At 65.9% G+C, this 26,843-nt stretch carries 26 protein-coding genes; 25 read left to right on the forward strand and 1 reads right to left on the reverse strand.

Features of this window, described 5'->3' with window-relative positions; translation table 11 throughout:
• Positions 1–26 precede the first annotated feature (26 nt).
• Positions 27–1,313 (forward strand): Na+/H+ antiporter NhaA, encoded by a 1,287-nt coding sequence (nhaA, locus tag H6A15_RS05465; protein WP_428840694.1) that lies wholly within the window; start codon positions 27–29, stop codon positions 1,311–1,313.
• A gap of 37 nt (positions 1,314–1,350) precedes the next feature.
• Here the strand turns inward: nhaA and H6A15_RS05470 are convergent, their stop codons facing one another.
• Positions 1,351–1,605, reverse strand: a complete 255-nt coding sequence (locus tag H6A15_RS05470; protein WP_204672743.1) for a hypothetical protein — start codon at positions 1,603–1,605, stop codon at positions 1,351–1,353.
• Positions 1,606–1,926: 321 nt separating this feature from the next.
• Here H6A15_RS05470 and H6A15_RS05475 point away from each other — a divergent pair, with 321 nt between their 5' ends.
• The 24 genes from H6A15_RS05475 to H6A15_RS05590 all read left to right on the forward strand — a co-directional run bounded on the left by H6A15_RS05475 (position 1,927) and on the right by H6A15_RS05590 (position 26,194).
• Positions 1,927–3,213 carry an aminotransferase class I/II-fold pyridoxal phosphate-dependent enzyme gene (locus H6A15_RS05475; RefSeq protein ID WP_204672744.1) on the forward strand — a complete coding sequence of 429 codons (1,287 nt, stop codon included), beginning with the start codon at positions 1,927–1,929 and terminating at the stop codon, positions 3,211–3,213.
• Entirely contained in the window at positions 3,213–3,716 is a 504-nt protein-coding gene (locus H6A15_RS05480; RefSeq protein WP_204672745.1) for a hypothetical protein, read from the forward strand. The genes H6A15_RS05475 and H6A15_RS05480 overlap by 1 nt, the downstream gene beginning before the upstream one ends.
• An 8-nt stretch (positions 3,717–3,724) precedes the next feature.
• On the forward strand, positions 3,725–4,432 hold the full coding sequence (locus H6A15_RS05485) for a tetratricopeptide repeat protein (protein WP_204672746.1): 708 nt from the start codon (positions 3,725–3,727) through the stop codon (positions 4,430–4,432).
• Positions 4,433–4,508: 76 nt separating this feature from the next.
• Complete coding sequence (locus H6A15_RS05490) at positions 4,509–4,823, forward strand: STAS domain-containing protein (protein ID WP_204672747.1); 315 nt, start codon at positions 4,509–4,511, stop codon at positions 4,821–4,823.
• A gap of 122 nt (positions 4,824–4,945) precedes the next feature.
• Positions 4,946–5,593, forward strand: coding sequence for a twin-arginine translocase TatA/TatE family subunit (locus H6A15_RS05495; protein WP_204672748.1), 648 nt, complete (start codon positions 4,946–4,948; stop codon positions 5,591–5,593).
• Positions 5,593–6,381 carry a twin-arginine translocase subunit TatC gene (gene tatC, locus H6A15_RS05500; protein WP_289545174.1) on the forward strand — a complete coding sequence of 263 codons (789 nt, stop codon included), beginning with the start codon at positions 5,593–5,595 and terminating at the stop codon, positions 6,379–6,381. Before H6A15_RS05495 ends, tatC begins: the two co-directional genes overlap by 1 nt.
• Before the next feature lie 7 nt (positions 6,382–6,388).
• Positions 6,389–6,745, forward strand: coding sequence for a hydrogenase maturation nickel metallochaperone HypA (locus H6A15_RS05505; protein ID WP_204672749.1), 357 nt, complete (start codon positions 6,389–6,391; stop codon positions 6,743–6,745).
• A gap of 109 nt (positions 6,746–6,854) precedes the next feature.
• Positions 6,855–7,568 carry a hydrogenase nickel incorporation protein HypB gene (gene hypB, locus H6A15_RS05510; RefSeq protein WP_204672750.1) on the forward strand — a complete coding sequence of 238 codons (714 nt, stop codon included), beginning with the start codon at positions 6,855–6,857 and terminating at the stop codon, positions 7,566–7,568.
• A 160-nt stretch (positions 7,569–7,728) separates the two neighbouring features.
• On the forward strand, positions 7,729–8,472 hold the full coding sequence (locus H6A15_RS10560) for a helix-turn-helix transcriptional regulator (RefSeq protein ID WP_204672751.1): 744 nt from the start codon (positions 7,729–7,731) through the stop codon (positions 8,470–8,472).
• Positions 8,473–8,474: 2 nt separating this feature from the next.
• Complete coding sequence (locus tag H6A15_RS05520) at positions 8,475–9,416, forward strand: DUF4097 family beta strand repeat-containing protein (RefSeq protein WP_204672752.1); 942 nt, start codon at positions 8,475–8,477, stop codon at positions 9,414–9,416.
• Between the two features lie 209 nt (positions 9,417–9,625).
• Entirely contained in the window at positions 9,626–12,220 is a 2,595-nt protein-coding gene (locus tag H6A15_RS05525; protein WP_204672753.1) for a DNA topoisomerase I, read from the forward strand.
• A gap of 71 nt (positions 12,221–12,291) precedes the next feature.
• Positions 12,292–13,089, forward strand: coding sequence for a dTMP kinase (tmk, locus tag H6A15_RS05530; RefSeq protein WP_204672754.1), 798 nt, complete (start codon positions 12,292–12,294; stop codon positions 13,087–13,089).
• 4 nt (positions 13,090–13,093) lie between these two features.
• Positions 13,094–14,242 carry an ATP-binding protein gene (locus tag H6A15_RS05535; RefSeq protein WP_204672755.1) on the forward strand — a complete coding sequence of 383 codons (1,149 nt, stop codon included), beginning with the start codon at positions 13,094–13,096 and terminating at the stop codon, positions 14,240–14,242.
• Positions 14,233–15,948 carry a regulatory iron-sulfur-containing complex subunit RicT gene (gene ricT, locus H6A15_RS05540; protein ID WP_204672756.1) on the forward strand — a complete coding sequence of 572 codons (1,716 nt, stop codon included), beginning with the start codon at positions 14,233–14,235 and terminating at the stop codon, positions 15,946–15,948. Before H6A15_RS05535 ends, ricT begins: the two co-directional genes overlap by 10 nt.
• 117 nt (positions 15,949–16,065) lie before the next feature.
• Positions 16,066–16,782: a ComF family protein gene (locus H6A15_RS05545; protein WP_342635821.1), complete on the forward strand. Its 717-nt coding sequence runs from the start codon at positions 16,066–16,068 to the stop codon at positions 16,780–16,782.
• Between the two features lie 711 nt (positions 16,783–17,493).
• A complete protein-coding gene (locus H6A15_RS05550) occupies positions 17,494–18,489 on the forward strand; it encodes a substrate-binding periplasmic protein (RefSeq protein ID WP_239462380.1) in 996 nt (331 codons plus the stop codon).
• Between the two features lie 300 nt (positions 18,490–18,789).
• Complete coding sequence (gene hpf / locus H6A15_RS05555; RefSeq protein WP_204672757.1) at positions 18,790–19,374, forward strand: ribosome hibernation-promoting factor, HPF/YfiA family; 585 nt, start codon at positions 18,790–18,792, stop codon at positions 19,372–19,374.
• Between the two features lie 84 nt (positions 19,375–19,458).
• On the forward strand, positions 19,459–20,409 hold the full coding sequence (locus H6A15_RS05560) for a DegV family protein (protein ID WP_204672758.1): 951 nt from the start codon (positions 19,459–19,461) through the stop codon (positions 20,407–20,409).
• A gap of 117 nt (positions 20,410–20,526) precedes the next feature.
• Positions 20,527–21,639 (forward strand): NAD(P)-dependent oxidoreductase, encoded by a 1,113-nt coding sequence (locus H6A15_RS05565; RefSeq protein WP_204672759.1) that lies wholly within the window; start codon positions 20,527–20,529, stop codon positions 21,637–21,639.
• Between the two features lie 3 nt (positions 21,640–21,642).
• A complete protein-coding gene (locus H6A15_RS05570) occupies positions 21,643–22,110 on the forward strand; it encodes a hypothetical protein (protein WP_204672760.1) in 468 nt (155 codons plus the stop codon).
• 18 nt (positions 22,111–22,128) lie between these two features.
• The gene (locus tag H6A15_RS05575) at positions 22,129–22,818 is read left to right on the forward strand and encodes a hypothetical protein (RefSeq protein WP_204672761.1); all 690 of its coding nucleotides are present in this window, start codon (positions 22,129–22,131) and stop codon (positions 22,816–22,818) included.
• Between the two features lie 2 nt (positions 22,819–22,820).
• A complete protein-coding gene (locus tag H6A15_RS05580; protein WP_204672762.1) occupies positions 22,821–23,906 on the forward strand; it encodes an isocitrate/isopropylmalate dehydrogenase family protein in 1,086 nt (361 codons plus the stop codon).
• 54 nt (positions 23,907–23,960) lie between these two features.
• Positions 23,961–25,184: a hypothetical protein gene (locus H6A15_RS05585; RefSeq protein ID WP_204672763.1), complete on the forward strand. Its 1,224-nt coding sequence runs from the start codon at positions 23,961–23,963 to the stop codon at positions 25,182–25,184.
• Between the two features lie 536 nt (positions 25,185–25,720).
• Entirely contained in the window at positions 25,721–26,194 is a 474-nt protein-coding gene (locus H6A15_RS05590) for a YhcH/YjgK/YiaL family protein (protein ID WP_204672764.1), read from the forward strand.
• Positions 26,195–26,843 lie beyond the last annotated feature (649 nt).

Here is a 26,843-nt window from a genome sequence, read left to right on the forward strand (position 1 = left end):
AGCGCCGCCGGCTCGAGCGCCGCAGCATGCTTGAGAACGTTACGAGCAACGGCACCATCTCGGCTTGCGTCATGATCCTCGCCGCAGCCGCTGCGGTGGTGTGCGCCAACACCGACGCCTTCTATGCGATCCATGACTGGGCCATGCAGCCCGTGGCGATCGTGGTCGGTGGCTGGGAGTTCTCGCTCACCTTTGAGCTGTTTGTGAACGACTTTTTGATGGCGGTCTTCTTCTTGCTGGTGGGCATCGAGCTCAAGTATGAGATGACGGTGGGCGAGCTGCGCCGGCCCCGCCAGGCGATGCTGCCCATGCTCGCCGCGGTGGGCGGCGTGGTGATGCCAGCCACGATCTATGCGGTGGTCAACCGCGGCGGCGCCGTCTACGGCTGGGCGATTCCCATGGCGACCGACATCGCCTTTGCGCTTGGCGTGCTGTCGCTTGTGGGTAGCCGCGTGCCCCCGGCGATCAAGGTGTTCTTCTCGACGCTCGCCATCGCCGACGACCTGCTTGCCATCGCCGCCATCGCGCTGTTCTACGGACACGCTCCCCATCTGGGATGGCTCGCGGGGGCGGCGGTGGCCACGGCTCTGCTGGCTCTTCTGAACCGACGCCGTCATTTCCGGCTCGCTCCATACCTGGCGCTTGGCCTGGTGCTTTGGTTTTTCCTATACCAGTCGGGGGTGCATGCGACGCTCGCCGGCGTGATCCTGGCGTTTACGATTCCCGCGCGCTCGGATATCCATGCGGGCAGCCTGGTGGAGTGGCTCGGGTCCAAGCTTCCCGAGCTTGACGACCGCTTTGATGACGAGGCGCACATTCTCGGCCAGCACGACTTCACCCATGCCGTGCGCGGCGTCGAGCGTGTCGTGCACCGGGTGACGCCTCCGCTGCAGCGTCTTGAGCACTATATCTCGACGCCGGTCAACTTCGTCATTCTGCCCTTGTTCGCCTTTGTGAATGCCCAGGTAAGGCTCGTGGGCGTCGATTTGGGCGCACTTGTGGTGGACCCGGTTGCGCTGGGCACCTATTTTGGCATGCTGCTTGGAAAGCCCGCGGGCATCTTTGGCGTGACGTTTCTTCTGGTCAGGTTCGGTCTTGCCGAGCTACCGACGGGGGTTCAGTGGAAGCATATCCTGGGGGTCGGCATTCTCGGTGGCATCGGGTTCACGATGTCGATCCTCATCTCGGGGCTGGCGTTCACGGAGATCCCAGCGGAGCTTCTCGCGGCGAAGACCGCCATCCTTGCCGGTTCGGTATCCGCCGCGCTCATCGGCCTGGGATATATGCAGGTCGCATGCAAGAAGTGCGCCTAGGGGGTGCGGATATCCCGCGCTAGGCGCAGCCCACCCGTTATTCCACGGTCCCGTAGGCGCTGCTCCAGCCGTGCGCGGCGAGCGCCGAGTTCAGCTGGTCGCATAGCCGCTGTCGCTCGTAGACCCCAGGGGGCACGAGCTCCACGATTTCCTGCAGGTCGCGGTCGAGGTCGAGAATCTCGGCCTGGACGACCAGGTCCAGCCGGTCGACGGCAGTCTTGCCGAGGTACAGGCTGTCGACCAGACGCTGGAGCTCGCCGAAGGCTTCCGCCTGAAACATATCCATATCCATGGGGCTCCCTCCATCGATGCCGGCGTCGACATCGGTGTCCCGCGCCGGCTGTCGGTTGAGTGTGAAGTGCAGTCCTCGCCTATGCTACCAGCACAGGGCCCGACATGTCCCCCCCCGCGGCGTCGTACGACCGGGGCATGGGTGCCCGCATCTGTTCGGCGTAGGTTCTGTTGCGACGCGACTCCGTCGCTGCCGCGAGCGGCGCGGCAGGTATACTAGGCGAGATTGACGTACCGTCCCGCTGGCTCCTGCATGCCGGCGTGGGCCCGGAGCGTAGCGCGGCAGGGCGCTGCCCCGGTCATGGTGATGGGGAGGAACAACATGGAGACGATATACCAGCGCATGGGAGCTGAGGAGCTCGCGGCGGCGATCGCCGCGCTCGAGGCAGAGGTTGCCGAGGTGACGGCAAAGGGCCTCAAGCTCGACATGGCGCGCGGCAAGCCGAGCCCGGAGCAAGTGGCCATCTCCCGCCCGTTGCTCGACGTGCTGAGCAGCTCTGCCGACCTCATGGACGAGGGCGTTGACTGCAGCAACTACGGCTGCTTCGAGGGCATCCCCTCGGCTCGTCGTCTCGCAGGCTCCTTCTTGGGCGTGCCTGCCGGCCAGACCATCGTGCTGGGCTCCTCGAGCCTGAACATCATGCAGTCGGTGCTCGTGCACTACTGGGAGAAGGGCGTGCCCGGCTACACCCCGTGGCGCAAGCTTGAGAGCGTGAAGTTCCTGTGCCCCGTGCCTGGCTACGACCGTCATTTCGGTCTTACCCAGGACCTGGGCATCGAGAACATCCCTGTTCGCATGACGCCCACCGGCCCCGACATGGACGAGGTCGAGCGCCTCGTCGCTGAAGACAGCTCCATCAAGGGCATGTTCTGCGTTCCTAAGTATTCCAACCCCACCGGCATCACCTATTCCGATGAGACGGTCCGCCGCCTGGCGACCATGAAGTGCGCCGCCCCCGACTTCCGCATCGTGTGGGACAACGCCTATTGCGTGCATGACCTGACCGATCATGGCGACAAGCTGCTCAACATCCACGATGTCGCGCTCGAGGCCGGCAACGAGGACCGCGTCCTCGAGTTTGCCTCCACCTCGAAGATCACCTTCCCGGGTGCCGGCGTCGCCTTCTTCGGCTCGTCGTTTGCCAACATGGCCGAGGTTTCGCGCACCCTGCAGGTGGGCCTCATCAGCGCCAACAAGCTCAACCAGCTTGCGCACGCGCGCTTCCTTCCCACCATGGATGCGCTGCACGCCCACATGGCAAAGCATGCCGAGTTCTTGCGCCCGCGCTTCGCGCTCGTGCAGGAGAAGCTGCGTGACGGCCTCGGGGAGACCGGGTGCGCTACATGGACGAACCCCAACGGCGGCTATTTCGTCTCGTTCGATTCCCAGCCGGGCTCGGCGAAGCGCATCGTCGCGCTGTGCCTCCAGATGGGCGTGAAGCTCACGCCCGCCGGTGCCACCTGGCCTTATGGCATCGATCCCGAGGACACCAACATCCGCATCGCGCCCACCTATCCTTCGCTTGAGGAGCTGGGCGCCGCGCTCGATATCCTGGTGCTCGCGACCAAGCTCGTGTGCGCTCAGCTCGCCGCCGAGGAGCGCGCGTAATGGCCGACGAGTTCTTTGACGACGAGCAGGAGCTGATGGAGGCGTCCGTCGACGCTTCCGTGTCTTTGCGCGAGCAGGACTCGTCTGCGGATTCTGGCGAGGGCTCCTCCCGCGCGGCCAAGGATGCGCGGAACGCGGAGGGCTCCCGGCCGCGCAGGCGCGGCAAGGCGTCGCCCTCGAAGGGAGGCGCCCGCCCCGCCGAGGGGGAGGGGCCGCAGCGACGCGACCCGCCGCCCTTTTGGATGGTGCTCGCCATCGCCGCCATCGCGCTCGTGCTGGGCGTGGTGATCGGCTACCTGCTGGGCTCCTCCGCAACCTTGGGGGCGCTCGAGCAGCAGCAGGCGCAATACCAGAGCTCGGAGGGGACGAGCGACGTCGACGAATCGTATGGGCTGCCCGAGGGGCACCCCGACGTGACCGTTGACGAGGACGGCACCGCGCACGTGGACGGCGACGCTGCCTCCAGCGACGCTTCGAGCGCCGATGCCGCCTCGACCGAATAGGAGGAGCCATGGCGTTTAACGCGCAACAGACGGGGCGCGCCCGCGTCGCGATCGTCATCGCCGCCCTTGTCGTGGTGGCGGTCATCGTGGTGGTGCTCGTGCTTCAGCTTGCCGCCCCGCAGCCCGGGACATCGTCGCAGGCTGCGTCCGATGCGACGCAGGCCGATGCTGCCGGGTCGGACGTAGGCTCTGGGGCGTCCGCTGAGGACGAAGACGTCATGGAGACGGTCGATGCGCAGTATGGCACGGCTGCCCAGACGCTTCGCACCCAGTACGAGGCGGACCCATCCAACCCCTCTGCCCTGCTCAATCTGGCAAACGGCTACTTTGACTGGGGCGTCGCGGCGCTCAATCACGCAAACGGCACCGAGGACGAGGCGCATGCGCGCGAGATCTTTACCCGCGCCATCGAGTATTACGACGAGTATCTCGACGGCAACCCCGATTCGAAGTCGGTCGTAGTCGATCGCGCCATCTGCGTGTTTTACACCGGCGAGCACGAGGAGGCGATCTCGGCGCTCGAAGACCTGCTCGCCGAGGACGACACCTTTGCGCCCGCTTGGGCAAACCTCGGCATGTTCTACGAGAACGACGGACGCGTCGAGGACGCCGCGACTGCCTACCAGCGCGCGATTGACGTCGCGGGCGACGACGACGCGTACAATGTAGTCGATTACGCACAGCAACGCCTGGACGCCCTGAACGCGTCCAACTAGACCCGCGTCCGCCTCCGGGTCATCCCAGCGGGGCCGCGCAGGACGCCGCGCCCCATCCCATAGAGAAGGAGCGACCATGGAACTCACGATCACCACGAACCCCGCGCCCGAGCGTTATACCATCGCCGTCGTCGGCGAGGTGGACATCTCGAACGCCACCAAGCTTCGCGACGCCATCGACCTTGCGCTCGAGCAGCCCACCGAGGAGGTCTGCCTCGACTTCGGGCAGGTCGCCTACATCGATTCGACCGGCGTCGGCGTGCTGGTGGGCGCGGCGCACCATGCGGCGGAGCGCGGCCTTCGTTTTGCGGTGGTCAACGCTCAGCCCGGCGTCATGAGGGTGGCGCAGCTGCTGGGCGTCGATCAGGAGATTTCCATCACGGCCCTGTAAAGACTGCCCGTCGTGCCGCCCGGGCCTCGGGCTGGGCGGTATACTCATACGGTTATGTGCTCATCATCGCCATGCGGCCCCGTACGCATGGCTCAAGAAACGAATCCCCTTGGAGGTTTCGCGTGCTAGGAATCGGCGAGGGCGAGCTGCTGATCATCGTGGTCTTCGCCTTTCTTCTGTTTGGACCGGACAAGCTCCCGCAGATGGGTCGCACCATCGGGCGCGCGCTCCGACAGTTCCGAGAGACCCAGGAAAAGATGACGTCGGTGGTGCAGACCGAGGTCATCGATCCCATGGCTGCCGCCGCCCAGGCGCCAAAGCCCAAGAAGCCCGCCGCGGTCGCCGCCGCCGAGGACGAGGATGCCGACGTGGCCAACGAGAAGGCCGCGGAGGCGCGCAAGGAGACCTTTGCCGAGCGCCGTGCCCGCCTTGCCGCTGAGAAGGCGGCGAAGGAGGCGGCGTCGGATGAGGACGCCGCCCCTGCGGACGGGGCTCCCGCTGCCGCAGGCGCCCAGGCACCTGCCGCCGCGGATGCACCTGCGCCGAAAGATTCCGACGATGTCGTTCAGGCGGATGCCGTCAAGCAGGAGGAGGCTCCTGCGGAGGATGCGGCCGTGCATACCACGGCCGACCTGTATGCCCGGCGTCCGCGCAAGCATCGTGTCGCCGCTGCGGAGGAGGACGCGGCTGCAGGCGAGGGCCCTGCCCCGGATGTCTCGGAGGCCGCCTCTGCAACCGATGCCTCGTCCACGGAAGGAGGTGAGCGGTAGTGCCCATCGGACCTGCGCGCATGCCGCTTCTTGACCACCTGGGGGAGTTGCGCCGCCGCCTCACCATCGTCGTGGTGACGGTGCTCGTCATGACGGTCGTCATGTACTTCGCCACGCCGACCATCGTCGACATCCTGAGCGATCCCATCGCCCCCTTCGTGCCGAGCGGCCAGTTCTACATCATGTCTTCGCTCGGCGGCTTCTCGCTGCGCTTCGGCATCGCCATCAAGATCGCCGCCGTGGCCTGCACGCCGATGATCCTCTGGCAGATCCTTGCCTTCTTCCTGCCCGCGCTCAAGCCGAACGAGCGCCGCTGGGTGGTGCCCACGCTCTTTATCGCCGTCGCGCTGTTCTTTGCGGGCGCCATCTTCGCGTACGCCCTCATCATCCCCGCCGCCTTCGAGTGGCTGCTGGGCGAGACGAACGCCATCGCGACCGCGCTGCCCGACCTGGAGAACTACATCAACACCGAGATCCTGCTCATGGTCGGCTTCGGCATCTCCTTCGAGCTGCCGCTCGCCGTGTTCTATCTGGCGACCTTCCACATTGTGCCCTATGCGAGCTTCCGCAAGGCGTGGCGCTACATCTATGTGATCATGCTCGTGATCTCGGCGTCGGTGACGCCCGACGCGAGCCCCGTGACGCTTCTGCTGCTCTATGCGGTCATGCTCTCGCTCTACGAGATCTCGCTTGCCATCACGCGCTTTGTCATCGTCGCGCGCGAGGGCAAGGGGGGCCTGACCGGCAGCCGACTGGGACTCTTCGGGGAAGAGGACGAGGAGGCGTAGCGCTGCCATGCATGAGCTTGGCATTGTGGACGGCGTGCTTTCCACGGTGCGCTCGACGGTTCGTCATGAGGGAGCGAAGCGCGCCTTGGGGGTCACGTTGCGTATCGGCGACATGACGGAAGTGGTGCGCGAGTCGCTTGATTTTGCATGGGATGTGCTGCGCGAGGAGGACCCTCTGACAGCCGACTGCGTGCTCACGGTCGAGGAGGTCCATCCTGCGAGCGTGTGCCGCGCATGCGGAGCGTCGTTTGATCACGACACGCGCCATCTGCGGTGCCCGGCGTGCGGCAGCGGCGATACGCGGCTGCTTCATGGTCGCGAACTCGATATCGTCTCGGTCGAGATCGAAGACTCGGACGAATAGAATAGAGACATCTTGAGGGCCGCCTGCGACGCTCCATGCGCCGGGGCGGCCCTACACCTATGGGACGTCGCGCGAGGCGCGAGACGCCCCGCCGACGCAAGGAGGGCTCATGTCTGAGCGCACCATCGATATCTCTGCTCCCATCTTGTCGCGCAACGAGCGCCTTGCCAGCGAGCTGCGCGAGCGCTTCCGCACGACGAGCACGTTTGTCATCAACGTGCTTTCGAGCCCCGGGTCGGGAAAGACCTCTACCATTCTTGCCACCAACGATCGCCTGCGTGACGGATACGGTCTGCGCTGCGCCGTTATCGAGGGCGATATCGCGTCCGACGTCGATGCCGTCACCATGAAAGAGGCGGGCATACCGGCCGTGCAGATCAATACGGGCGGGCTGTGCCACCTCGAGGGCAACATGATCCGCGAGGCGGTCGACGCCCTCGACGCAGGGGTGGGGCTCGACGCCATCGACGTCATCTTTATCGAGAACGTCGGCAACCTCGTCTGCCCGGTGGATTTCGATCTAGGCGAGAACCTGAGCATCATGATCCTCTCGGTGCCCGAGGGCGACGACAAGCCGGTCAAGTATCCGGGAATCTTCCAGCATGCCGGCGCCATCCTGCTCAACAAGGTCGATGTGGCGTCCGCCTTCGACTTTGACCTCGCGGCCTACAACGCCACGCTCGACGACCTGAATCCGCTCGCGCCGCGCTTTAGCGTCAGCGCCACCAAAGGCGACGGCATGGACGGCTGGGTCGGATGGCTCGCCGCCCAAATCGGGTCGCGCAAGGGCGGGGAAGGTCTGTCCAGTTCCGCATGTGAGTAAGCATCTCCCCAGCTCAGACGGTATGCAACCAAAGGTTGCGGGAAATTCCCACCAGACTTGCTGGCATGATGGCGCGCGCTCCGGCTACGGTGTGGCCAACGGCGCCGCACAGCAAGAGGGTATGAGTTCGGGACGCAGGGCCCGGCGGATTGGGGTCAGTATGAATGTGCAGATTGCGCAGCGCCTGGCAGAGCTCAGGCGCGCAAAAGGATACAGTCAGGAGGCGTTGGCAAACCGGCTGGGCCTTTCTCGCCAGGCGGTCTCAAAGTGGGAGCGTGCGGAGAGCTCCCCCGATACCGAGAACCTCATCGCGCTCGCGCGTCTCTACGGCGTGAGCTTGGACGAGCTTCTCAGCGTGGACAAAGATATCGAGGAGGATATTGCGTTCGAGCGTGCCGACCGTGTGGCAAAGACGGCGCTGGACGCCGCCGGGCAGGCTGTCGACCGCGAGGCGGCAGCCCAGGCGGTCGCGGCGGCGACGCAGGCGAGCCAGGCCGCTGCCCGCGCAGCAGAGGCGGCGAGCCAGGCGACGAGCCAGGTGACTCGTGCGAGCGTCGATGCCGAGCGGCTTCGCGTCAAAGGACCGTGGCGCTCCTTTCCCTACGGCATCTTGATGATCCCCCTGTGGTTCGTGCTGACGCTCGCCGGAGCGGCGCCGTTCTCGTTCTTGGTGTTCTTCAGCATCCCGGTCTATCACTGGCTGGCAAACATCATGGACGGGGCGATGGCGCGCGAGGCGACGCCGTGCCCTGCAGTCGACGGCGAGCCCGCGTCGTCGCAAGGCGTGTCTGGGTGGGGCCCGAGCCGAGCGGCCGCGTCCGAAGAGCCCGCCGCTGTTGACGCGGCGGCGGTTGGCCGAGGCGGTCGCCCGGTCGATCCTCGCGGCGTCGAAGGGAGGCGGTAGCCATGGTGCGCCTCTCTAAGAGCGAAAAGATAAAGGTCGCGGTGGCTGCCGTGCTGATTGCACTTATCGTCGGCGCGCCGGTCGTGTTCGCGGTGTCGGGCGGATGGCTCGGCGCGGTCTCGAGCTGGGTCCCTCCGCTCGATGATTGGGCGACATCCATAGTTGGCGACGTCGACGGAGACGGCTCCGCTGCCCGCCGCACCAAGATCGATGACCCCATCGATATGAACGAGACCTTCTCCGCGAGCTCGGTCAAAAAGCTCGATGTCACGTGGAACGGAGGCGAGCTTCGCATCAAGCAGGGAACGGGCGACGAGGTCGTGGTTCGCGCGCGCATCGGCGCGGGGGTCTATGACATGGATCCCAGTCAGGCGTCTATACGGCTCGACGATGCCACGGGCACCCTCATCGTTGACGACGGGCTGCCGAAAAGCGACAACGGGCGCACCTACCCACCGTTCGAGCTGACGATCGAGCTTCCCTCAGGACTCGCGCTCGACGCTGTGGATGTTTCGGGGACGGCGGCGTCGATGGCTTTCGACCGCGTCGCCTGCGACGAGCTGGACGTGTCGACGGTGAGCGGCGACGTATCGGCGCGCGAGGTCGATACGGGGCATGCGGACATCGTCACGGTGAGCGGCGCGGCTGCTTATTCCGGCGCGTCGAGCTCCACGCTCTCGATCAAGAGCGTGTCGGGCGCGCTGAACGCGGCGCTCTCGGGGTCGTTGCCGCCAAACATCGAGCTCAACTCGACAAGCGGAGAGATCTCTCTCGATGTCCCAGACGACGCGGACTTCACGCTGACGAGCGATCGCGTCTCGGGGGGCTTCTCGAGCGAGCTCGGAGAGGTCACGGAGGATGGGACGAGCGCCAGGGTCGTGTCCGGGTCGGGGACATGCCAGATCGTAGCCGACTCGGTGAGCGGCGCGGTGCGGGTGCATTGATCCAGATGATGGCGTAGCCGTTTTGACCCATTTGCTTGTCAAATTCGCGCATACACGCGCTTCATGGTATGGTGCGGTATCGAAAGAGACCCCCGCGCGGGCTCACGGGCGCCGCCGGTTGCCAGCCTTGCTTCCAAGCGGGCGGACGGCCGGCGGCTTTGCCCCAGGAGTCGGCGTCGGAGAAGGCATAATGGGTAAGGAGCCCCTCGGTGAAGCTCGTCATCGCAGAGAAAAACATCGCCGCGCAGAAGATCGCCCAGCTTTTGAGCGACGCCGGCAAGCCCAAGAACGACAAGGTCTACAACACCGCCGTCTATCGGTTTACCGTCCAGGGCGAGGACTGGGTGTCCATGGGCCTTGCGGGCCATATCCTGGCGCCCGATTTTCCCGACGAGATCCTCTTCGACAAAAAGCAGGGCTGGTACAGCGTTACGGAAGACGGCGAGGTGCTTCCCGCCGACGTGCCCGACGGCCTTGCACGGCCGCCGTACAGCTCCAAGCGCAGGCCCTACCTTGCCAACGGCATCAACATCAAGGGCTGGAAGGTCGAGAGCCTGCCGTATCTCACGTGGGCTCCCATCGTGAAGAAGCCTGCGGAGAAAGAGATCATCCGCGCGCTCAAGAACCTTGCCAAGAAGTCCGACGCGGTGATCATCGCGACCGACTTCGACCGCGAGGGCGAGCTTATCGGCTCGGACGCGCTCGATATGGTGCGCGAGGTCGCGCCCGACATCCCCGCCTATCGCGCGCGGTACTCGGCGCTTATCAAGGGCGAGGTGACGGCGGCGTTCGACAACCTCGTCGAGCTGGACCAGAACCTGGCTGACGCGGGCGAGAGCCGCCAGTACATCGACCTCATCTGGGGCGCGGTGCTCACGCGCTACCTCACGCTGGCGCGCTTCGGCGGCTTTGGCAACGTGCGCTCGGCGGGCCGCGTCCAGACGCCCACGCTGGCGCTTGTGGTCGAGCGCGAGCGCGAGCGCCTGGCGTTTGTGCCCGAGGACTACTGGCAGATTCGCGGCATCGGCGCCGCCCAGGGCCGTCCCGACACCGAGTTCAAGATCAGCCACGCCACGGCCCGCTTTACCGACAAGGCAGCGGCAGAGACGGCCTTCGCACATGTGGATGGAGCCACGTCGGGCCGGGTCACGGCGGTGGCAAAGCGTTCTCGCAAGCAGCAGCCTCCCACCCCGTTCAACACGACGTCGCTTCAGGCGGCCGCCGCGGCCGAGGGCATCTCGCCCGCACGCACCATGAGGATCGCCGAAAGCCTCTACATGAGCGGCTTCATCTCCTACCCGCGTGTCGACAACACGGTCTACCCGCGCTCGCTCGACCTCGCTGGCATCGTGGGCGGGCTTGCGGCGGGGTCTCCGGCGCTGCGGCCGGTGTGCAACAAGGTGCTTGCCGGCCCCATGAAGCCCGCGCGAGGCAAGACCGAGACCACCGACCATCCGCCCATCCATCCCACCGGCCAGGGCAACCCCGAGACCCTCGACGGAGGCCAGAAGAAGCTCTATATGCTGATCGCTCGGCGTTTTCTGGCCACGCTCATGGGGCCCGCGACCATAGAGAACACGAAGCTTTCCATCGATGTCGCCGGCGAGCCCTTCACGGCGTCGGGCGACGTGCTGGTCGAGGCAGGCTTCCGCGAGGCCTATCCGTACGGTCTCAAGCGCGACGAGCAGCTGCCCCCGCTCGTTGAGGGCGACATCGTCGACGTGCGCGACATCAAGCTCGAGGCAAAGCAGACCGAGCCGCCGGCGCGCTACAGCCAGGGCCGTCTCGTGCAGGAGATGGAGAAGCGCGGGCTGGGCACCAAGTCGACGCGCGCCTCGATCATCGAGCGCCTCTACCAGGTGCGCTACCTCAAAAACGACCCCATCGAGCCGAGTCAGCTGGGCATGGCCATCGTGGATGCGCTGCACGACTTCGCGCCGCGCATCACCACGCCCGAGATGACCGCGGAGCTCGACGAAGACATGACCAAGGTCGCCGAGGGCGCCGACACGCAAGACCACGTGGTTGATCATTCGCGCGCGCTTCTGGCGGGCATGCTCGACACCCTTATCGAGCACAAAGACGACCTGGGCGAGGCCATCGCCGACGCCGTGACCGCCGACGCCAAGGTGGGGACCTGCCCCAAGTGCGGCAAGGACCTCGTCATGAAGACGTCTGCCAAGACGCGCGGCAGCTTTATCGGCTGCATGGGCTGGCCCGACTGCGACGTCACCTATCCGGTACCGAGCGGCGTGAAGGTGTCTCCCATCGAGGGCGAGGGCTCCGTCTGCCCCGAGTGCGGGGCGCCGCGCATCAAGTGCCAGCCCTTCAGGCAAAAGGCGTACGAGATGTGCGTGAACCCCAAGTGTCCCACCAACTTCGAGCCGGACCTTGTGGTGGGGGAGTGCTCCGTGTGCAAGGAGGCCGGTCGCCACGGCGACCTGGTCGCCCATAAGAGCGAGCGCAGCGGCAAGCGGTTCATCCGGTGCACCAACTACGACGAGTGCGGCGTGAGCTATCCGCTGCCTTCGCGGGGCAAGCTTTCGGCAACCGGCGAGGTGTGCGAGCATTGCGGCGCTCCCGTGGTGGTGGTCGAGACGGCTCGAGGCCCGTGGAGAATCTGCGTGAACATGGATTGCCCCGGCAAGGAGAAGAAGGCCGCGGCCGGTCGTGGCGGCGCGCGCAAGGGCGCGTCGGCCAAGGCGGGGTCAAGGGCAACGAAGTCGGCATCCAAGACTTCGTCCAAGACGTCCCGGACGAAGTCCGCCACGAAGGCATCGGCGAAAAAGCCCGCCTCGAGCTAGGCGTGCCCAAAGGCGCCTCGTCCTCTCGAACGGGTATGATGTTCGAGATCGCATCGAGTATGGGAGGGCGTATGGCAGGCCGGATAGAGGGTGGGGCGCTCCGCAACAATGGCAGCGCTGTGGACGAGGCGTCCGGACGTGGCTCCGGGCGGCCGGCGCCGTCGTTCATCACGCTTGAGGGCATCGACGGCTGCGGCAAGTCGACGCAGGCGCGTCTGGTCGCGGCGGCGTTGAGGCATGCGGGCCATGACGTCCTGTTGCTGCGCGAGCCCGGGGGCGTCAAGATCTCCGAGAAGATCCGGGCGCTGCTGCTCGATCCGGAAAACGCCGAGATGAGCGACACCTGCGAGCTGCTTCTGTATGAGGCCGCGCGCGCCCAGCTGGTGCACGAGGTGATCGAGCCGGCGCTATCCGCCGGCAGGCTCGTGATATGCGACCGCTTCTATGATTCGACGACGGCCTATCAGGCCTTTGCCGGCAGCGTGTCGCGCGATGCGGCAGCCATGGCCAACGCCCTGGCCGTCGGGTCGACGCATCCCGATCTCACGCTCGTGCTCGATATCGACCCGGTGCGCGCTGCGGCTCGCACGACCGATCGCTCTGCAGACCGCATGGAGGCCAAGGGCCTTGCCTACCAGGAGCGCGTGGCGACGGGATTTCGCACCATCGCCCGCGAGGAGCCCGGCCGCGTACGCCTGGTCGATGCGGCGCCAGGGGTGGAGACCGTGTTCGCCTGTCTTTTGGCCGAGGTGTGCCGCGCGGGGCTGAGCGTCCCCGCGGCGGCCGCGCGCGCCGCGCTCTTCGAGCTCGAGGACGAGGCGGCGCCCTTTGGGCCCGCCGGCAACGCCTTAGGTGGCAAGGGGGTATAGGTCCATGGTCCAGTCGCAGCAGGGCGCCGCACCCGCGCCTAACTCTCTCATCGCGCGGCTCGAGACCCAGCCGCGCGTGCGCGACTTTCTCGTGCGCGCCGTCGCGAGCGGCCGGGCGAGCCATGCCTACCTGTTTGTGGGGGCTCCCGGTTCCGGCAAGCTCGACGCCGCCTGGGCGCTCGCCCAGGCGCTGCTTTGCGAGGACGGCGGCTGCGGGTCTTGCGATTGCTGCGTGCGCGTCGCCCGCCACACCCACCCAGACGTGCACCACCTGGCCCCCGAGAGCGCGACGGGCTACCTCATTTCGCAGACGCGCGACCTTCTGGACGACGTCGCGCTTGCCCCCATCCGGGCGCGCCGCAAGGTCTACATTATCGAGCGCGCGGAGCAGTTGCGCGCAAATTCGGCAAACGCGCTGCTCAAGACGTTGGAAGAGCCGCCGCAGGGAGTGACGTTCATTCTGTTGGGCACCTCGCAGGACATCATCTTGCCCACCATCGTGTCCCGATGCCAATGCGTTCCGTTTCGAACGGTGTCGCCCGTGGCGGCTGCCGAGGCGGTCGCCCGGTCAACGGGCCAGACGCCGGCGCGCTGCCGCATGGCGGTGGCTGTGGCGGGAAGCCCCGCGCGCGCCGTGGAGTTCTTGAAGAGCGCCGATCGCCAGGACGCCCGGCGTCGAATGCTGCGCGCGCTCGACGCGCTGCTCCATGCCGACGAGGCGGATGTCCTCGATGCGTCGAAGGAGATCATGGGGGCGGTGCGGGCGCCTCTCGCCGAGGTCAAATCGACCCAGCAGGCGGTGCTCGAGCAAAATGCCGACTACCTTTCGCGTGGAGCGTTGAAGCAGCTTGAGGACCGCAACAAGCGCGAGCTTAATGCCCGCGAGCGTTCGGGTATCATGGAGGTGCTGGCAAGCGCCCGCTCGCTGCTGCGCGACGTGCTGGGCATCCTCATGGACGGCTCGGCGGACATCGTGAACGAGGACGCTGCCGACATCGTGGAGCGTCTCGCGCAAGCGACGACGGTTTCGGGTGCGGTGGGGGCGCTCGACGCCGTCGCTGCCGCTGAGCGGTCGATCGCCCGCAACATAACTCCCCAGCTGACCTTCGAGGTCATGCTCTTCGATATCAGGAAGGCCCTGTCATGCCCATAGTTGTTCCCGTCAAGTTTGCCTACGCCTCGCGCGACCTGTGGTTCGATCCACAGGGACTCGACATCATCGAGGGCGACCATGCCATTTGCTCGACTGAGCGCGGCACAGAGATCGGCTTGGTGACCCGCGACCCGTTCGAGGTCACCGAAGAAGAGCTTTCTGCTCCACTTAAGCCGGTGCTGCGCATTGCCGACGACGCGGACCTCGACCGCGCCGACGGCCTTGCGTGCAAGGGCGAGGAGGCCATGGGAGATTTCAGGCGCCTTGTGAAGCAGAACGAGCTGGACATGAAGCCCGTGGGCGTCGAGTACCTCTTCGGCGGCGAGAAGGCCGTATTCTACTTTGCGGCCGAGGAGCGCGTCGATTTCCGCCAGCTCGTAAAGGATCTTTCCGCATGCCTGCACACGCGCGTGGACATGCGCCAGATCGGCGTGCGCGACGAGACGCGCCTCGTGGGCGGATATGCCCACTGCGGCCAGGAGCTGTGCTGCACGCGTTTTGGCGGGCAGTTTGAGCCGGTGTCGATCCGCATGGCAAAAGAGCAGGATCTTCCGCTGAACTCTGCAAAGATCTCGGGCGTGTGCGGCCGCCTCATGTGCTGCCTGCGCTATGAGTTCGAGGCATACAAGGACTTCAAGGGACGTGCGCCCAAGAAGAAGGCGGTCATCGACACGCCGCTCGGCAAGGCGCGCATCCAGGAGTACGACACGCCGCGCGAGCAGCTGGTCCTCCGCCTCGAGAACGGGAAGGTCTTCCGCGTGAGCCTTTCCGACATGACATGTTCCGATGCCGCCAAGAAGAAGTCGGCGGAGCAGGGCTGTGCCTGCCGCCCCGACTGCGTGACGCGCGACATCCTGGAAAAGATCGAGTCGCCCGAGATCACCCTGGCCCTCATGGAGCTCGACCGCGAGATGGGCGTTGACGTCGGCGACGGTCTCGACAACGCCGATCGCATCGTGACCTCTGGCCCCACGCCGCGCCGCCGTCGCCAGCGCGAGGAGGCCGCGGCGGCTTTTGACAACCTTGGCAAGTCGCAGCGGAGCCAGCGCAAGAAGAAGGGGCAGCAGGCTGAGCAGGATACGCCTGCGGCGCCCGGGCGCCGCCGTCGCAAGCGCTCCGCAGGAGAGGGCGCGCCGCAGGGGGCGCGTGGCGCAGAGCAGCGCGAGGCGGCGCCTCAGCAGCCTTCGTCCCAGCAGCCCTCGCGCCGTCGCCGGAGGCATCTGTCGAGTGAGGAGCGCGACGACGCGTTCCGCGCCGCTGCGGCACGTGAGACGTCGCAAGGAGCTCCTGCCGAGGAGGCCCCCGGCCGCTCTCGCCGTCGCAAGCACGTGTCTGCCTCGCAGAAGCCCTCGCAGAAGCCCGATGTCCCGTCGGTCGCCGAGCAGGTCGCCGGAGGGGACGTCAAGGTGACGCGCCGCCGCCCCGGCGACGGAGGCGGTGCCCGCAGGGCGTCTGGCGAAGGTGCGGACGCCTCCCAGGGCAAGCGCCAGCGGCGCGGGGGAGCGCCCGCGGACGCCGCGGCGGATTCCGGCCGTCGCCGTACGCCGGCTCCCGAGGCTGCCGGACATGCGACCGAGGACGCGGGAGACGCCGCGGCTCAGAAGCGGCGCCGGCGTCGTCGTTCGCGCAAGCCGCGTCGCGACGACGACGGGCAGGCCCCGCGTGACGGCGGGTCTTCCGCAGGCGGGCCGCGCGGCGACGCGTAGGGGCGCCTGACGGATGCCCGACGCTGTGGTATACTAAAGTGGCTTGAAACCCTTCTCCACGCTTGCATCGCCGTGGGGGAGGGTTTTGTGTTGCGCGCACGAGTCAGAGACCTTGTCGTGGAGGCGCTCTCGCCCACGCGCTGTGCCGGCTGCGAGCGCCCGGGCGTTCTGCTGTGCCGACGCTGCCTGGAGGCGATCGAGCCCATCGACCCGCGCCACAGCTGCCTGCGCTGCGGTGCGCCCCATGGAGACGTCTTGTGTACGGAATGCCTGCCGATGGAGCGTGGCGCGGCACAGGGCGCGGCGAGTGCGGAGCAGCTCGGCCGCTGCCTTGCCGCGGCATCGTTCGAGGGGCCGCTCCCGCGCATCATCCGAACCTACAAGGACGCCGGCGAGCGCCGCCTGGCGCCTCTTCTCGCCGAGCTCATGGCGGATGCCGCGCGGCACGCCGAGGCAGTCGCGCCGGATCGCTATGGCGGCCTTGTCGGCGAGGCCGATGCCATCGTCTTTGTCCCCGCGACCGCCGCTGCGTTTCGGCGGCGCGGCTTCGACCATATGGAGGCGGTGGCGAGGGAGCTTTCCCGTGTCGCGTGCGTGCCGCTCTGCGATGCTTTGGCAAAGCGGGGCTCGGGCGATCAGCGCGCTCTGGGGCGCGACGAGCGCCTGAGAGGGGCATGCGGGCTCTATCACGTGGTGGAGGACGTTGCCGGCAGGCGCCTGCTGCTTGTCGATGACGTCATCACCACGGGCGCCACCGTTCGGGCCGCGGCGGGCGCCCTCTCGGAGGCAGGTGCCTCCCGGGTGGACGTCCTCGCCCTTGCGCGGGTTTGGTGATCCGAAGGACGCCCACTCTCGAAAGTCGCCCACTCCTCCAGACGATCTTCTGCTGCAAAACGGACGCTTGCGGCAACTTCTGCTGCAAAATGGCCGTTAACGCCCCTGAAATGGGCCCTTAGCGTCCGTTGCGCAGAAGAAGTTTCGTATGAGCGTCCAAATTGCATCATAAGGTCGCCTTGGGGAGAAGGTCGCCTTGGTGGCGAGCATCTTGGGGAGAAGACCGTCCTGGGGAGGGCGACCTCTCTTTCGGACATTTCGGCCCCCGCGCCCTGTCTTGGGCCTCCGTGCCCCCATCCGCCCTCGAGTGTGTTTCGACTTCCTGGCATTGTGCCTGTGAACTGCTATACTTTTCCTCGCATCCCCTCGGGCTGTGGTTGCGGGCGCGGTCGTACGCGCCTTAGTCCATGACAGACGCGGTCAAAAGGATCCACGTAAGCGTTCGCGTGCGCGCGGGCGCGATCATGGCGCGTCCTAGAGGTAAGTCGCACCGTCCGTCTACTTGAGGGCAATTCCGCCCCGCGGGCGAGCGGGCAAGTCGTGAGGCCGCTGCGGCGGCGCGAGCAAACGTCCCAGTGCGCAGGTGTGGGGTCAAAGACCAGGTCAGACGAGGGGTTCACACAATGCGGCCCTCCGGCGCCGGCAGGCGTTCGGGGGGCCTTGTACGGGCGGGTCTCCCGCGACGACGGGAGTTGGAAGAGCGAGGAAGCCATGGTGCGTGGGAAACAGGTGCTGGGCAGGATGCTTGTGGCGGCTTGTGCCATGGCCATCACAGGGGGGATCACGGGGTGTTCGCTGCTGACGCCGCCGCTCTCGGATGCCCAGGACGCCACGGCCCGTCAGGCGATCGATGACTCGCTGCTCGTGCGTTCCGGCACGTTGACGGTCGCGCTCGACACGCGCAATGCCCCCCAGGTCATGACGGGCACCGAGGGCGACCTTCAGGGATATGCCGTCGACCTGGCCTGCGCCCTTGCCAACCGGTTGGGGCTGGACGTCTCCTTCGTTTCTGCGACCTCTCCCGAGAGCCCGCTCGCGGATGGCGAGGCTGACCTGTATATCGGGGCGAGCTCCGACGACGATGCCGCTTCGATCACGATCATGGATGGTTACCTGGAAAACGCGACGGCGGTTTTCGGCGCTGCCGGGGATGCCGCCCCCACGGCGTCTGCCCTGGCAGATGCCACCTTTGCGATGCAGGGAGGGTCTGCGACCGAAGAGGTCGTCTATAGCGTCGCCTCGCCTTCCAACGTGCGTACGTGCAACAACGTCAACGAATGCTTCGACGCCCTGGCTGCGGGCGAGGTGGATTACGTCGCCTGCGATGCCACCGCGGGGGCGTATTTGGCCCGTGCCCAGAGCGAGGTTTCGTTCTGCGGGACGCTGAGCAACGTCGACTCCTACGGCATCGCGTTTATGTCTCGTGCGACCGAGCTTGCCAACGAGGTCATGAGCGCCTTCGCGCAGATGGAGAACGACGGAACCATCGATGCGCTGCGCCAGGCGTGGTACGGCGACCTTCCCGCGGACCTCGAGGGGCAGCTCATCGAGGGCGTCGACCCTGCTGCCGCGGCGGACCAGGGGCTGACGTTCGCGAGCGACGCCGACGACGCGGCCGCGGCAGACGACGCGGCTGCGGCGGACGGGCCCCAGGCGGATGCGGACGCCTCGTCGACCTCCGGCTCGATTTCGACGGGGGCCCTCTAGTCGGCTGCTGCCCGCAGCAGTGGGGCATGTCGGTGGATGCCGGGCGTGCCTGGCCGCGGCTGCGCATGTCATCACGCGACAAGGCCAAGGGCGCGCGCCTTCTCGTTTCGCGCGCCCCATATCGCATGCCGCCCCGTCTCGTGGCGCGCATATACCCCAGATGCCTGCGTGCCGGCGGCGAGGAATCGGCGTCCGGCCCCGATTGTCTGGCCAACGGGAGATGAGGTCCCGTCCGCTCGATTGCCGCGTGAATGGGTACAACAAGCATACGTAAGGTCCCCGGATAGATTGGAGCCACGTATGGATATCACGGTATCGGGACGTAAGACCACGGTAACCGATGCTCTGCGTGCGCATGTCGATGAGAAAATCGGTGCGGCCCTGAAGGTCTTCGACATCGAGCCTATGACGGTGGATGTCGTGTTGCGCTATGAGAAGAACCCCTCGAACCCCATGCCCGCGATCGTCGAGGTCACGGTACGTGTCCGCGGCTCGGTCATTCGTGTCGCCGAGCACGGCGGCGACATGTATGCAGCCATCGACCAGGCAGCCGACAAGGTGACGCGCCAGCTGCGCAAGTTCAAGACGAAGGTGGTCGACAACCGTCAGCAGGGCGCCTCTGCAGCCGAGGTCGCGCCGGCTAAGCGCGTGGAGGATCTTGCCGACCTGCTGCTTCCCGAAGAGGACGACGACCTTCTGGTGCGTGAAAAGGTCATCGACATCACGCCTATGACCGAGGAGCAGGCGCTCATCCAGACCGATCTTTTGGGCCACGACTTCTACGTGTTCGAGAATGCCACGACCGGCCTCATCAACGTGGTGTATCACCGTAAGAATGGTGGATATGGCATCATCAAGCCAAAGATTGAGACGCTTGACGAGTAAAATATATCACCATCTATGCATGTGAGTAGGTGGGCGGCCATCCCATGCGGGTGGCCGCCCGCTTTGGTATGAAAGGCACCTGCGATGACCGCTCCCTCATCCACCGGACACGCGAACCGCTATCGAATCGTGGTCGACACCTGCGCCGACCTCACGCCCGAGATCGCAGCCACGCTTGACGTGGACATCCTGGGCTTTCCCTACATGCTCGACGGCGTCGAGCACACCGATGACATCTGGACGTCCATCACCCCGGCGCAATTCTACGACCAGATTCGTTCGGGCGTGCGCGCGTCCACCTCTGCCATCTCGCTCGGTCGCTACCTCGAATTCTTCACCCAGTGCGCCGAGGAGGGCACGCCCACGGTGTACCTGTGCTTCACCTCCGCGCTCTCTTCGAGCTACGACTTCGCCTGCCAGGCGGCCGACCAGGTTCGCGCGGAGCATCCCGATTTCGAGCTCTACGTGGTAGACAACGCGCTGCCGTGCGCCTGTGGCGAGCTGCTCGCCCTCGAGGCGGTGCGCCAGCGCTCGGCAGGCCTCACCGCGGCGCAGCTTGCGGAGTGGGCCGACCAGGCGAAGACCTGCGTGCACGGCTACTTCACGCTGGACAGCCTAGATTCGCTGGCGGCGGGCGGCCGCATCCCGCCGGCGGCGGCGCAGCTTTCCAGCAAGCTCGACATCAAGCCGAGCCTCTCTTTTGACCTGGCGGGGTCTTTGACCCTCACGGGCGTGAACCGCGGACGCAAAAAGGCGCTCAAGTCGCTCATCAAGGCGTTCAAGGAAAACTACGTCCACGACCCCACGCTCCCCATCACTATCGTTTCCGCCGATGCCGAGAAGGATGCCGACTGGGTCGAGGCGGCCGTGCGCAAGGAGGACGGCTGCTCGGACGTGACCATCATCCGCGGCGCGGTGGGTCCCACCATCGGCGCACATGTGGGGCCCGGCATGGTGGCGCTCATCTTCTGGGGTCGCGACCGCGCCGAAAAGGTCTCGCTTACCGACCGCATCGCCCGCAAGGTTCGCTCCTAACCCAAGCATATCCGTCGCGCGCGGCGCCTCTTGCCGCGCGGCGCGACAGGGGGCCACGCCGGCTGCGACGACGTCGCGACGGGCGACCCATACGCATGATTCATGAAAGGACATCACATGGCAGACAAGAAGCAGCGTGTCGCGTTCATCGGCACCGGCATCATGGGCGCGCCCATTGCCGGGCACATCTTGGACGCCGGCTATCCGCTCGTCGTCTATAACCGCACCAAGGAGAAGGCCGACGCCCTTGTCGAGCGCGGCGCCGTCTGGGCTTCAAGCGCGTCCGAGGCCGCTCGGGACGCCGACGTCATCTTTACCATGGTGGGCTTCCCGGAGGATGTCGAGGAGATCTATCTTGCCGGCGACGGCCTGCTGAGCTCTTCGAAGCCGGGTGCCATCCTCATCGACCTCACCACGTCCTCGCCCGCGCTTGCGCGTGATATCGCCGGCGCGGCGCAAGTGGATGGCCGCATGGCCTTCGACTGCCCCGTGACGGGTGGAGAGGCGGGTGCCGTGGCGGGCACGCTGACCGCCATCGCCGGCGCTACCGAGCGCGACATCGAGCCGGTGCGCGCGCTGCTTGAGACCTTCTCCTCCCGCATCTGCTGCTTTGGCGGCGCGGGCAAGGGCCAGGCGGCGAAGCTCTCCAACCAGGTGGCGCTTGCCGCCAGCATGGTCGGCATGGCCGATGCCCTGTCGCTCGCCCAGCAGGAGGGTCTCGACCTCGAGCAGACCCGCGAAATGATTCTGGCGGGTACCGGCGCGTCGGGCGCCATGGATTCGCTCGCGCCGAAGGCGCTCGTGGGCGACTGGAAGCCCGGTTTCATGGTGCAGCACTTCATCAAGGACCTCGGCCTCGCCCTTCAGGAGGCCGAGGAGCGCGAGATCGCCCTTCCCGGCTCCGACACGGCGTTCGCGCTCTACGACATGCTCGACGCCATCGGTGGCGGGCGTCTGGGGACGCAGGCCATCACCCTGCTGTACCAGGAGGAGTCCGAGGCGGTTGCCGCCGGGCTCGACTGGTCGCTTTACACCTCTCAGCACGAGCACGACGAGTGCGGATGCGGACACGACCATGGTGACGACGAGGGCTGCGGCTGCGGACATCACCATGACCACGGCGAGGGGCATGAGTGCAGCTGCGGACACGACCATGGCGATGACCATGAATGCTGTCACGGCGAGGGCCATGATTACGGTGAGGGCTGCTGCCACCATCACGGGGAGTAGCGCATGACCGACCCGGCCTTCATCATCAGCTTTCTCGTGCTTCTCATCTTTAGCATCTACATGGGCTTCTCGGTGGGAAACAGGGTAGGAGAGCGCGCCCTGACGTCGCGCGACTACTGGAAGTACAACATCATTGCCATCGTGTGCTGCATCGTGGCGACGGCCCTGCTGTCATGGGTCCCCCTGTTGTACGCGGTTCCGCTCGGAGCGCTCGGCGGCGCCATCGCCGGCCTTAAGATGGGCTTTGGCGAATCCGTCGGCCCGTGGGCGGTGCACGACCGCGTGTTCAACGTGAACCGCAAGCATCGCGATGCGGCGGGAGACCGCAAGAGCGTCGAGCGCCGGCGCCGTAAGCGCACCGGCGAGGCGGCTCCCGACCTCATGTCGGTTGCGAGCGATTCCAAGCAAGGCGATACGGCGCGCAGCGGCCCGGGTACAACCACATCTGGCAAGCGTAGGCGGAAACGATAGCGAAAAGGGGAACGGCATATGGCAGATACAACCGATCAAGAGCTGAGCGTCGAAGAGGCCGAGCAGCTCGCGAAGGTGGAATCCGACGGAAGCGCCCTGGCGGCGCTCGTCGAAGACCTGAGTAGCTCAAGCAGGCGCAAGCGCCAGTTCGCGGCCCGCGTGGTGGGGCTCGTCGCCCATCGAGAGCCCGAGATGCTCACGCCCCATATCGACGAATTGGTAGACGCGCTCTACCGTCCCGAGGCCCAGACGCGCTGGGAAGTGCTCGACGCCCTGTGCCTGCTCGTGCCGGAGCATGCCAAGGAGGTGGGAGGGGCCTTTGAGGGCGCGGAGTCGGCGCTTTTCGATGAGCTGTCCTCGACGCTTCGGCTGTCGGCCTTCCGGTTCTTGTGCCTGTGGGGCGCGACCGACCGCTCGCGCGCGAAAAAGGCATGGCCCATCTTGGACGAGGCCATTCAGTGCTACCACGGCGACCTCGAGTATCGCGACATGCTCGGCTCGCTGCACGAATATGCGCTCGGCAAGATTCCGGGCGAGGTGGCAGAGGAGCTTGCGGGCAGGATCGCCTTCGATGCCGAGAACGGCAAGGGCAGCTACCTGAAGGCGCGCTCGCATGAGATCTATGAGACGCTCGTCAAGCGCTTCAAGCTCGACGCTCCCAAGCGCCGCGAGCGCAAGGCGGTTGCCGACGACAGCGACGAGGAGTAACCATGGCGCATGACGTTGTCCTCATCCCCGGAGATGGCATTGGCCCTGAGATCACGCAGGCGATGCGCCGCGTGGTCGATGCCACGGGTGTCGAGATTGCCTGGCAGGTCGTGGACGCAGGGGCCGGCGTCATGAAGGAATACGGCACCCCGTTGCCGCGCCACGTGCTCGACGCGGTCGCAAAGACGGGCGTCGCCATCAAGGGGCCGGTGACCACGCCGGTGGGAACGGGCTTTCGCAGCGTGAACGTCGCGCTGCGCCAGGCCTTCGACCTCTACGCCTGCGTTCGTCCCTGCGTGACGCTGCCCGGCGCCACCTCCCGCTACCAAGATATCGATCTGGTGATCGTTCGCGAGAACACCGAGGACCTCTACGCCGGCATCGAGTTTGAGCCGGGGTCGTTCGAGGCGGACCGGCTCGCCCGCCTTTTGGAGCGCAACGGGGGCCGTTCGTTCCGTCCGGGGTCGGCAATCTCCATCAAGCCCATCTCGCCGGAGGGTTCCCGCCGCATCGTGACCTATGCCTTCGAATATGCGCGCAGCATGGGCAGGAACAAGGTCACGGCGGTGCACAAGGCCAACATCATGAAGGCCACCGACGGCCTGTTTTTGCGCGTGGCGCGCGAGGTGGCGGCGTCCTATCCCGAGATTGCCTTCGAGGACAAGATCGTCGACGCCACCTGCATGGGCCTCGTCATGGATCCTCACGACTTCGACGTGCTCGTGCTGCCCAACCTCTATGGCGACATCGTCTCCGACCTGTGCGCCGGCTTGGTCGGCGGCCTTGGCATGGCACCCGGAGCCAACATCGGCGAGGAATGCGCAGTCTTCGAGGCGACGCATGGCTCGGCGCCCGACATCGCGGGCAAGGACATCGCAAATCCCACGGCAGAGATTCTTTCGGCTGCCATGATGCTCGACCATCTGGACGAACACGAGGCGGCGCGGCGCATCCGCGACGCCGTCTCGGCAACGCTTTCCGAGGGCGAGCAGGTGACCGCCGACGTGCGTCGAAGCCTGACCGGCAGCACCGAGGGCGCAGTGGGCACCCAAGCATATGCCGACGCGGTGATCGCCCATATGGCGTAGGCGCGCCCCGTCCGCCCGACACAACGTGATCGCATCGACGAAAGGAGCCCGCACATGGGGCTGATTCAACGCAAAGAGCAGGACGGAGACGACCTGTTTGACGGTATCGAGGTCATCGAGCGCACCGACTCGCCCGAGGGGGAGACGGTCGAGAAGGTCGACCTTATCGGCGGCAGCTCTGCCGAAGACATCGCTGCTGCGGGGCGTCACGAGCGCGGCGAGGACCTGCCTCCCGAGAACGAGCGCCCTCTGAATCCTTTTGGCGCTCCGGAGGAGGGGCCTGGGCTTCCTGCCGAGGCTGCCGACGCGCATGGAGAAGCCCCATCCGACGCTGATGACCGCAAGGGCGCCGACGAGGCTGCCGAGCGCCCGACCGATATGAAGGAGGCTTTTGTGAGCAGCGACGCCGCAACGGATTCCGCAGGCACGACGTCGGACGGCGGGCATGGGGGCAAGACCCCGTTATTTATCGCCATCGCCGTCGTGGCGGTGCTTGCCGCCGCGATTCTGGGCTATTTCGTGGGCACGGGCGGCTTCAGCTCCGCGCAGGGTCTTTCGAGCGCGACGCTTACCGAGGACCAGCTCGATACGGTGGTTGCCAGCTGGTCGTACAACGGCGAGCAGCATGAGGTGACCGCGCGCGAGGCGATCGAAAGCCAATACAGCCTCGACAACGTAAAGAACGATGACGACACCTATCCCGCACCTTCGGCCGACAGCATCCTCTCCTACGTCCGCAACCAGATCCTCCTGGCGGACGCCGAGTCGCGCGGCATCGAGGTGACCGACGACGAGATGTCCAGCTATGCCGAGACCAATCTGGGGACCTCTGACTACTCCGCGATCGCCACGCAGTATGGGGTCGAGGAGGAACAGGCTAAAAACATCGTTCGCCAGAACCTCATGATTCAGAAGCTCCACGACCAGGTGGTGCCCGAGACCGCCGCCACCATGCCCGAGGCTCCCACCCAGCCTTCCGACGAGAGCGATTCCAACCCCTCGTCGAAGGAGTACGCGGACTACATCATCAACCTTGCCGGAGACGAGTGGGATTCCGAGGCGGGCACGTGGGCTTCGACCGACGGCCCGTATTACCAGGCGCTCTCTGGCGAGTCGTTCACAGCCGACTCTGCAACCTACAACCAGGCCATGACTGCCTACTATGTCGCGTACCAGCAGTATTCGCAGGCGTCGAGCGAGGCGAGCAGCGAACGGACGAGCTATGCCAATACGCTGTTTGCCAACTCCGACCTGTCGCTATACGGCCTGTTCGCATAACGAGCATCGGGCAGCGACGTCCACGCCGAGCAGGCCGCGGCCTGGAACGCTTTCCGCGCGGAGGCGTTCCGCTTCGCGGTCGTTGAGGGGCTGCTACCATCCGGCTTTCAGGGGCTGGATGTGGCGCGATGTCGTCGACGACGGCTCACAGCTCTCAGCCACCCAGGTGACCGCAGGCGACAACGAGTGGTTTGAGGGGCGGAGCTCAAACCGGCCTGTTGCGGCGTCGCGCGTGCCGCCACAATCCGTGCCGACAAGTGGGCCACATGGATGAGACAGCGTCCATGTGCCCCGCTGTCTTTTGGACGTCGCGGGATAGCGTGCCGATAGCGTTGCGCTTTCCATTGGCGCGCTGTGCGTTGGCGGTACGGCTATTGGGCGGTGTGGTCCGATGGCGGCAAGAAGGATTGACTGGGCGGCGCGCATTGCCTAGCCTAGGGGTAACCGGGCGCCGCGGCAACGCTGCTGCGGAGCCTTCTTTTGCGCGGCGTGCGGCCTTGCCGCCCTGCCGTGGCGCGACCAGAAGGGGGACGCATATGATCGTAGGCGCATTGGAGGACCTGGGCAGGTATCGCGGCTTGTTCCGCAGCCTGGACGTGCTCATTGACTGGCTCGATGCGAACGATCCCGCCTCGTTGCCGCTGGGCTCGAACCCTATTGAGGGCGAGAGCGTGTTTGCCAACGTCATGGATGCCACCACGCGTCGCCCCGAAGATGCTCACTATGAGACCCACAGGCGCTACATGGATTTGCAGATAGACCTTGAGGGCTGCGAGGCATTCAAGGTGGCGCTGGGCGAGCAGACTCTTGTCGAGCCCTATGTCGAGGGCGATGACTTCGAGCTCGTAGATGCCGCCGGATGCATCGACGGCGACCTTGCCGACGGCAAGTTCGTCATCTTCATGGCCAACGAGCCGCACATGCCCACGCTCATCTACGGTGATGACGGTGCGAGCCCGGTCCACAAGATTTGCTTCAAGCTCATTCTGGACGAGTACTTTCAGGATTAAGCCTTATGCATAAACATGGCATGGGCCCCTGCTCCGCATCCAGCCTCGCGGAGCGGGGGTCCTTTCGTTGATTGTGGGTCGAGCGCCGGGTGGGCGCGTCGAACATGCTGTGGCAGGTGAGGGAGGCGGGCTGGCATTTGACGGGCGCCGCTGCATGTCCATGGCTGGTGGACCGGCTTTTTGCACGCATCATGTCAGGCGGCGGCCGGCGGGTCGCTGGCACGTGCTGCATCGGGTAAAGGCGGGCAGGAAGATTTCCACGTGCGCTTAAACATGCAGATCTTTACGTTTTTTGGCTTAGAACGTAAAGATCTGCATGTTTTGTATGCATGTACGGTTCATGCGCGTGCTTGAGCGGCGTGGAGATGGGGGATGGGCAGGGATCTTCGAGTCCAAGATGGACGTCCAAAAGAAAAGGGCACCATATAGGTGCCCTTGACAAGTCTGGAGCCAGCAATCGGACTCGCGTCCGGCTTGCGCCGTCCGCATCCGCTGCGGGGCCTTCGGCCCCTTGCGCGCTGCGCTGGCAAACGCTGGTACCGTCAAGATTCTTGCGCACTTTCCGACAGCCCCATAGGCCCGCCCTCCGGTGCGGCTACCCCTCCAGCAGCGTCACGTCCAGATAGCGGCGGGACCCCCATTCGCTCTC

Source organism: Enorma phocaeensis, assembly GCF_016901575.1.
GTDB classification, from domain to species: Bacteria; Actinomycetota; Coriobacteriia; order Coriobacteriales; family Coriobacteriaceae; genus Limicola; species Limicola phocaeensis_A.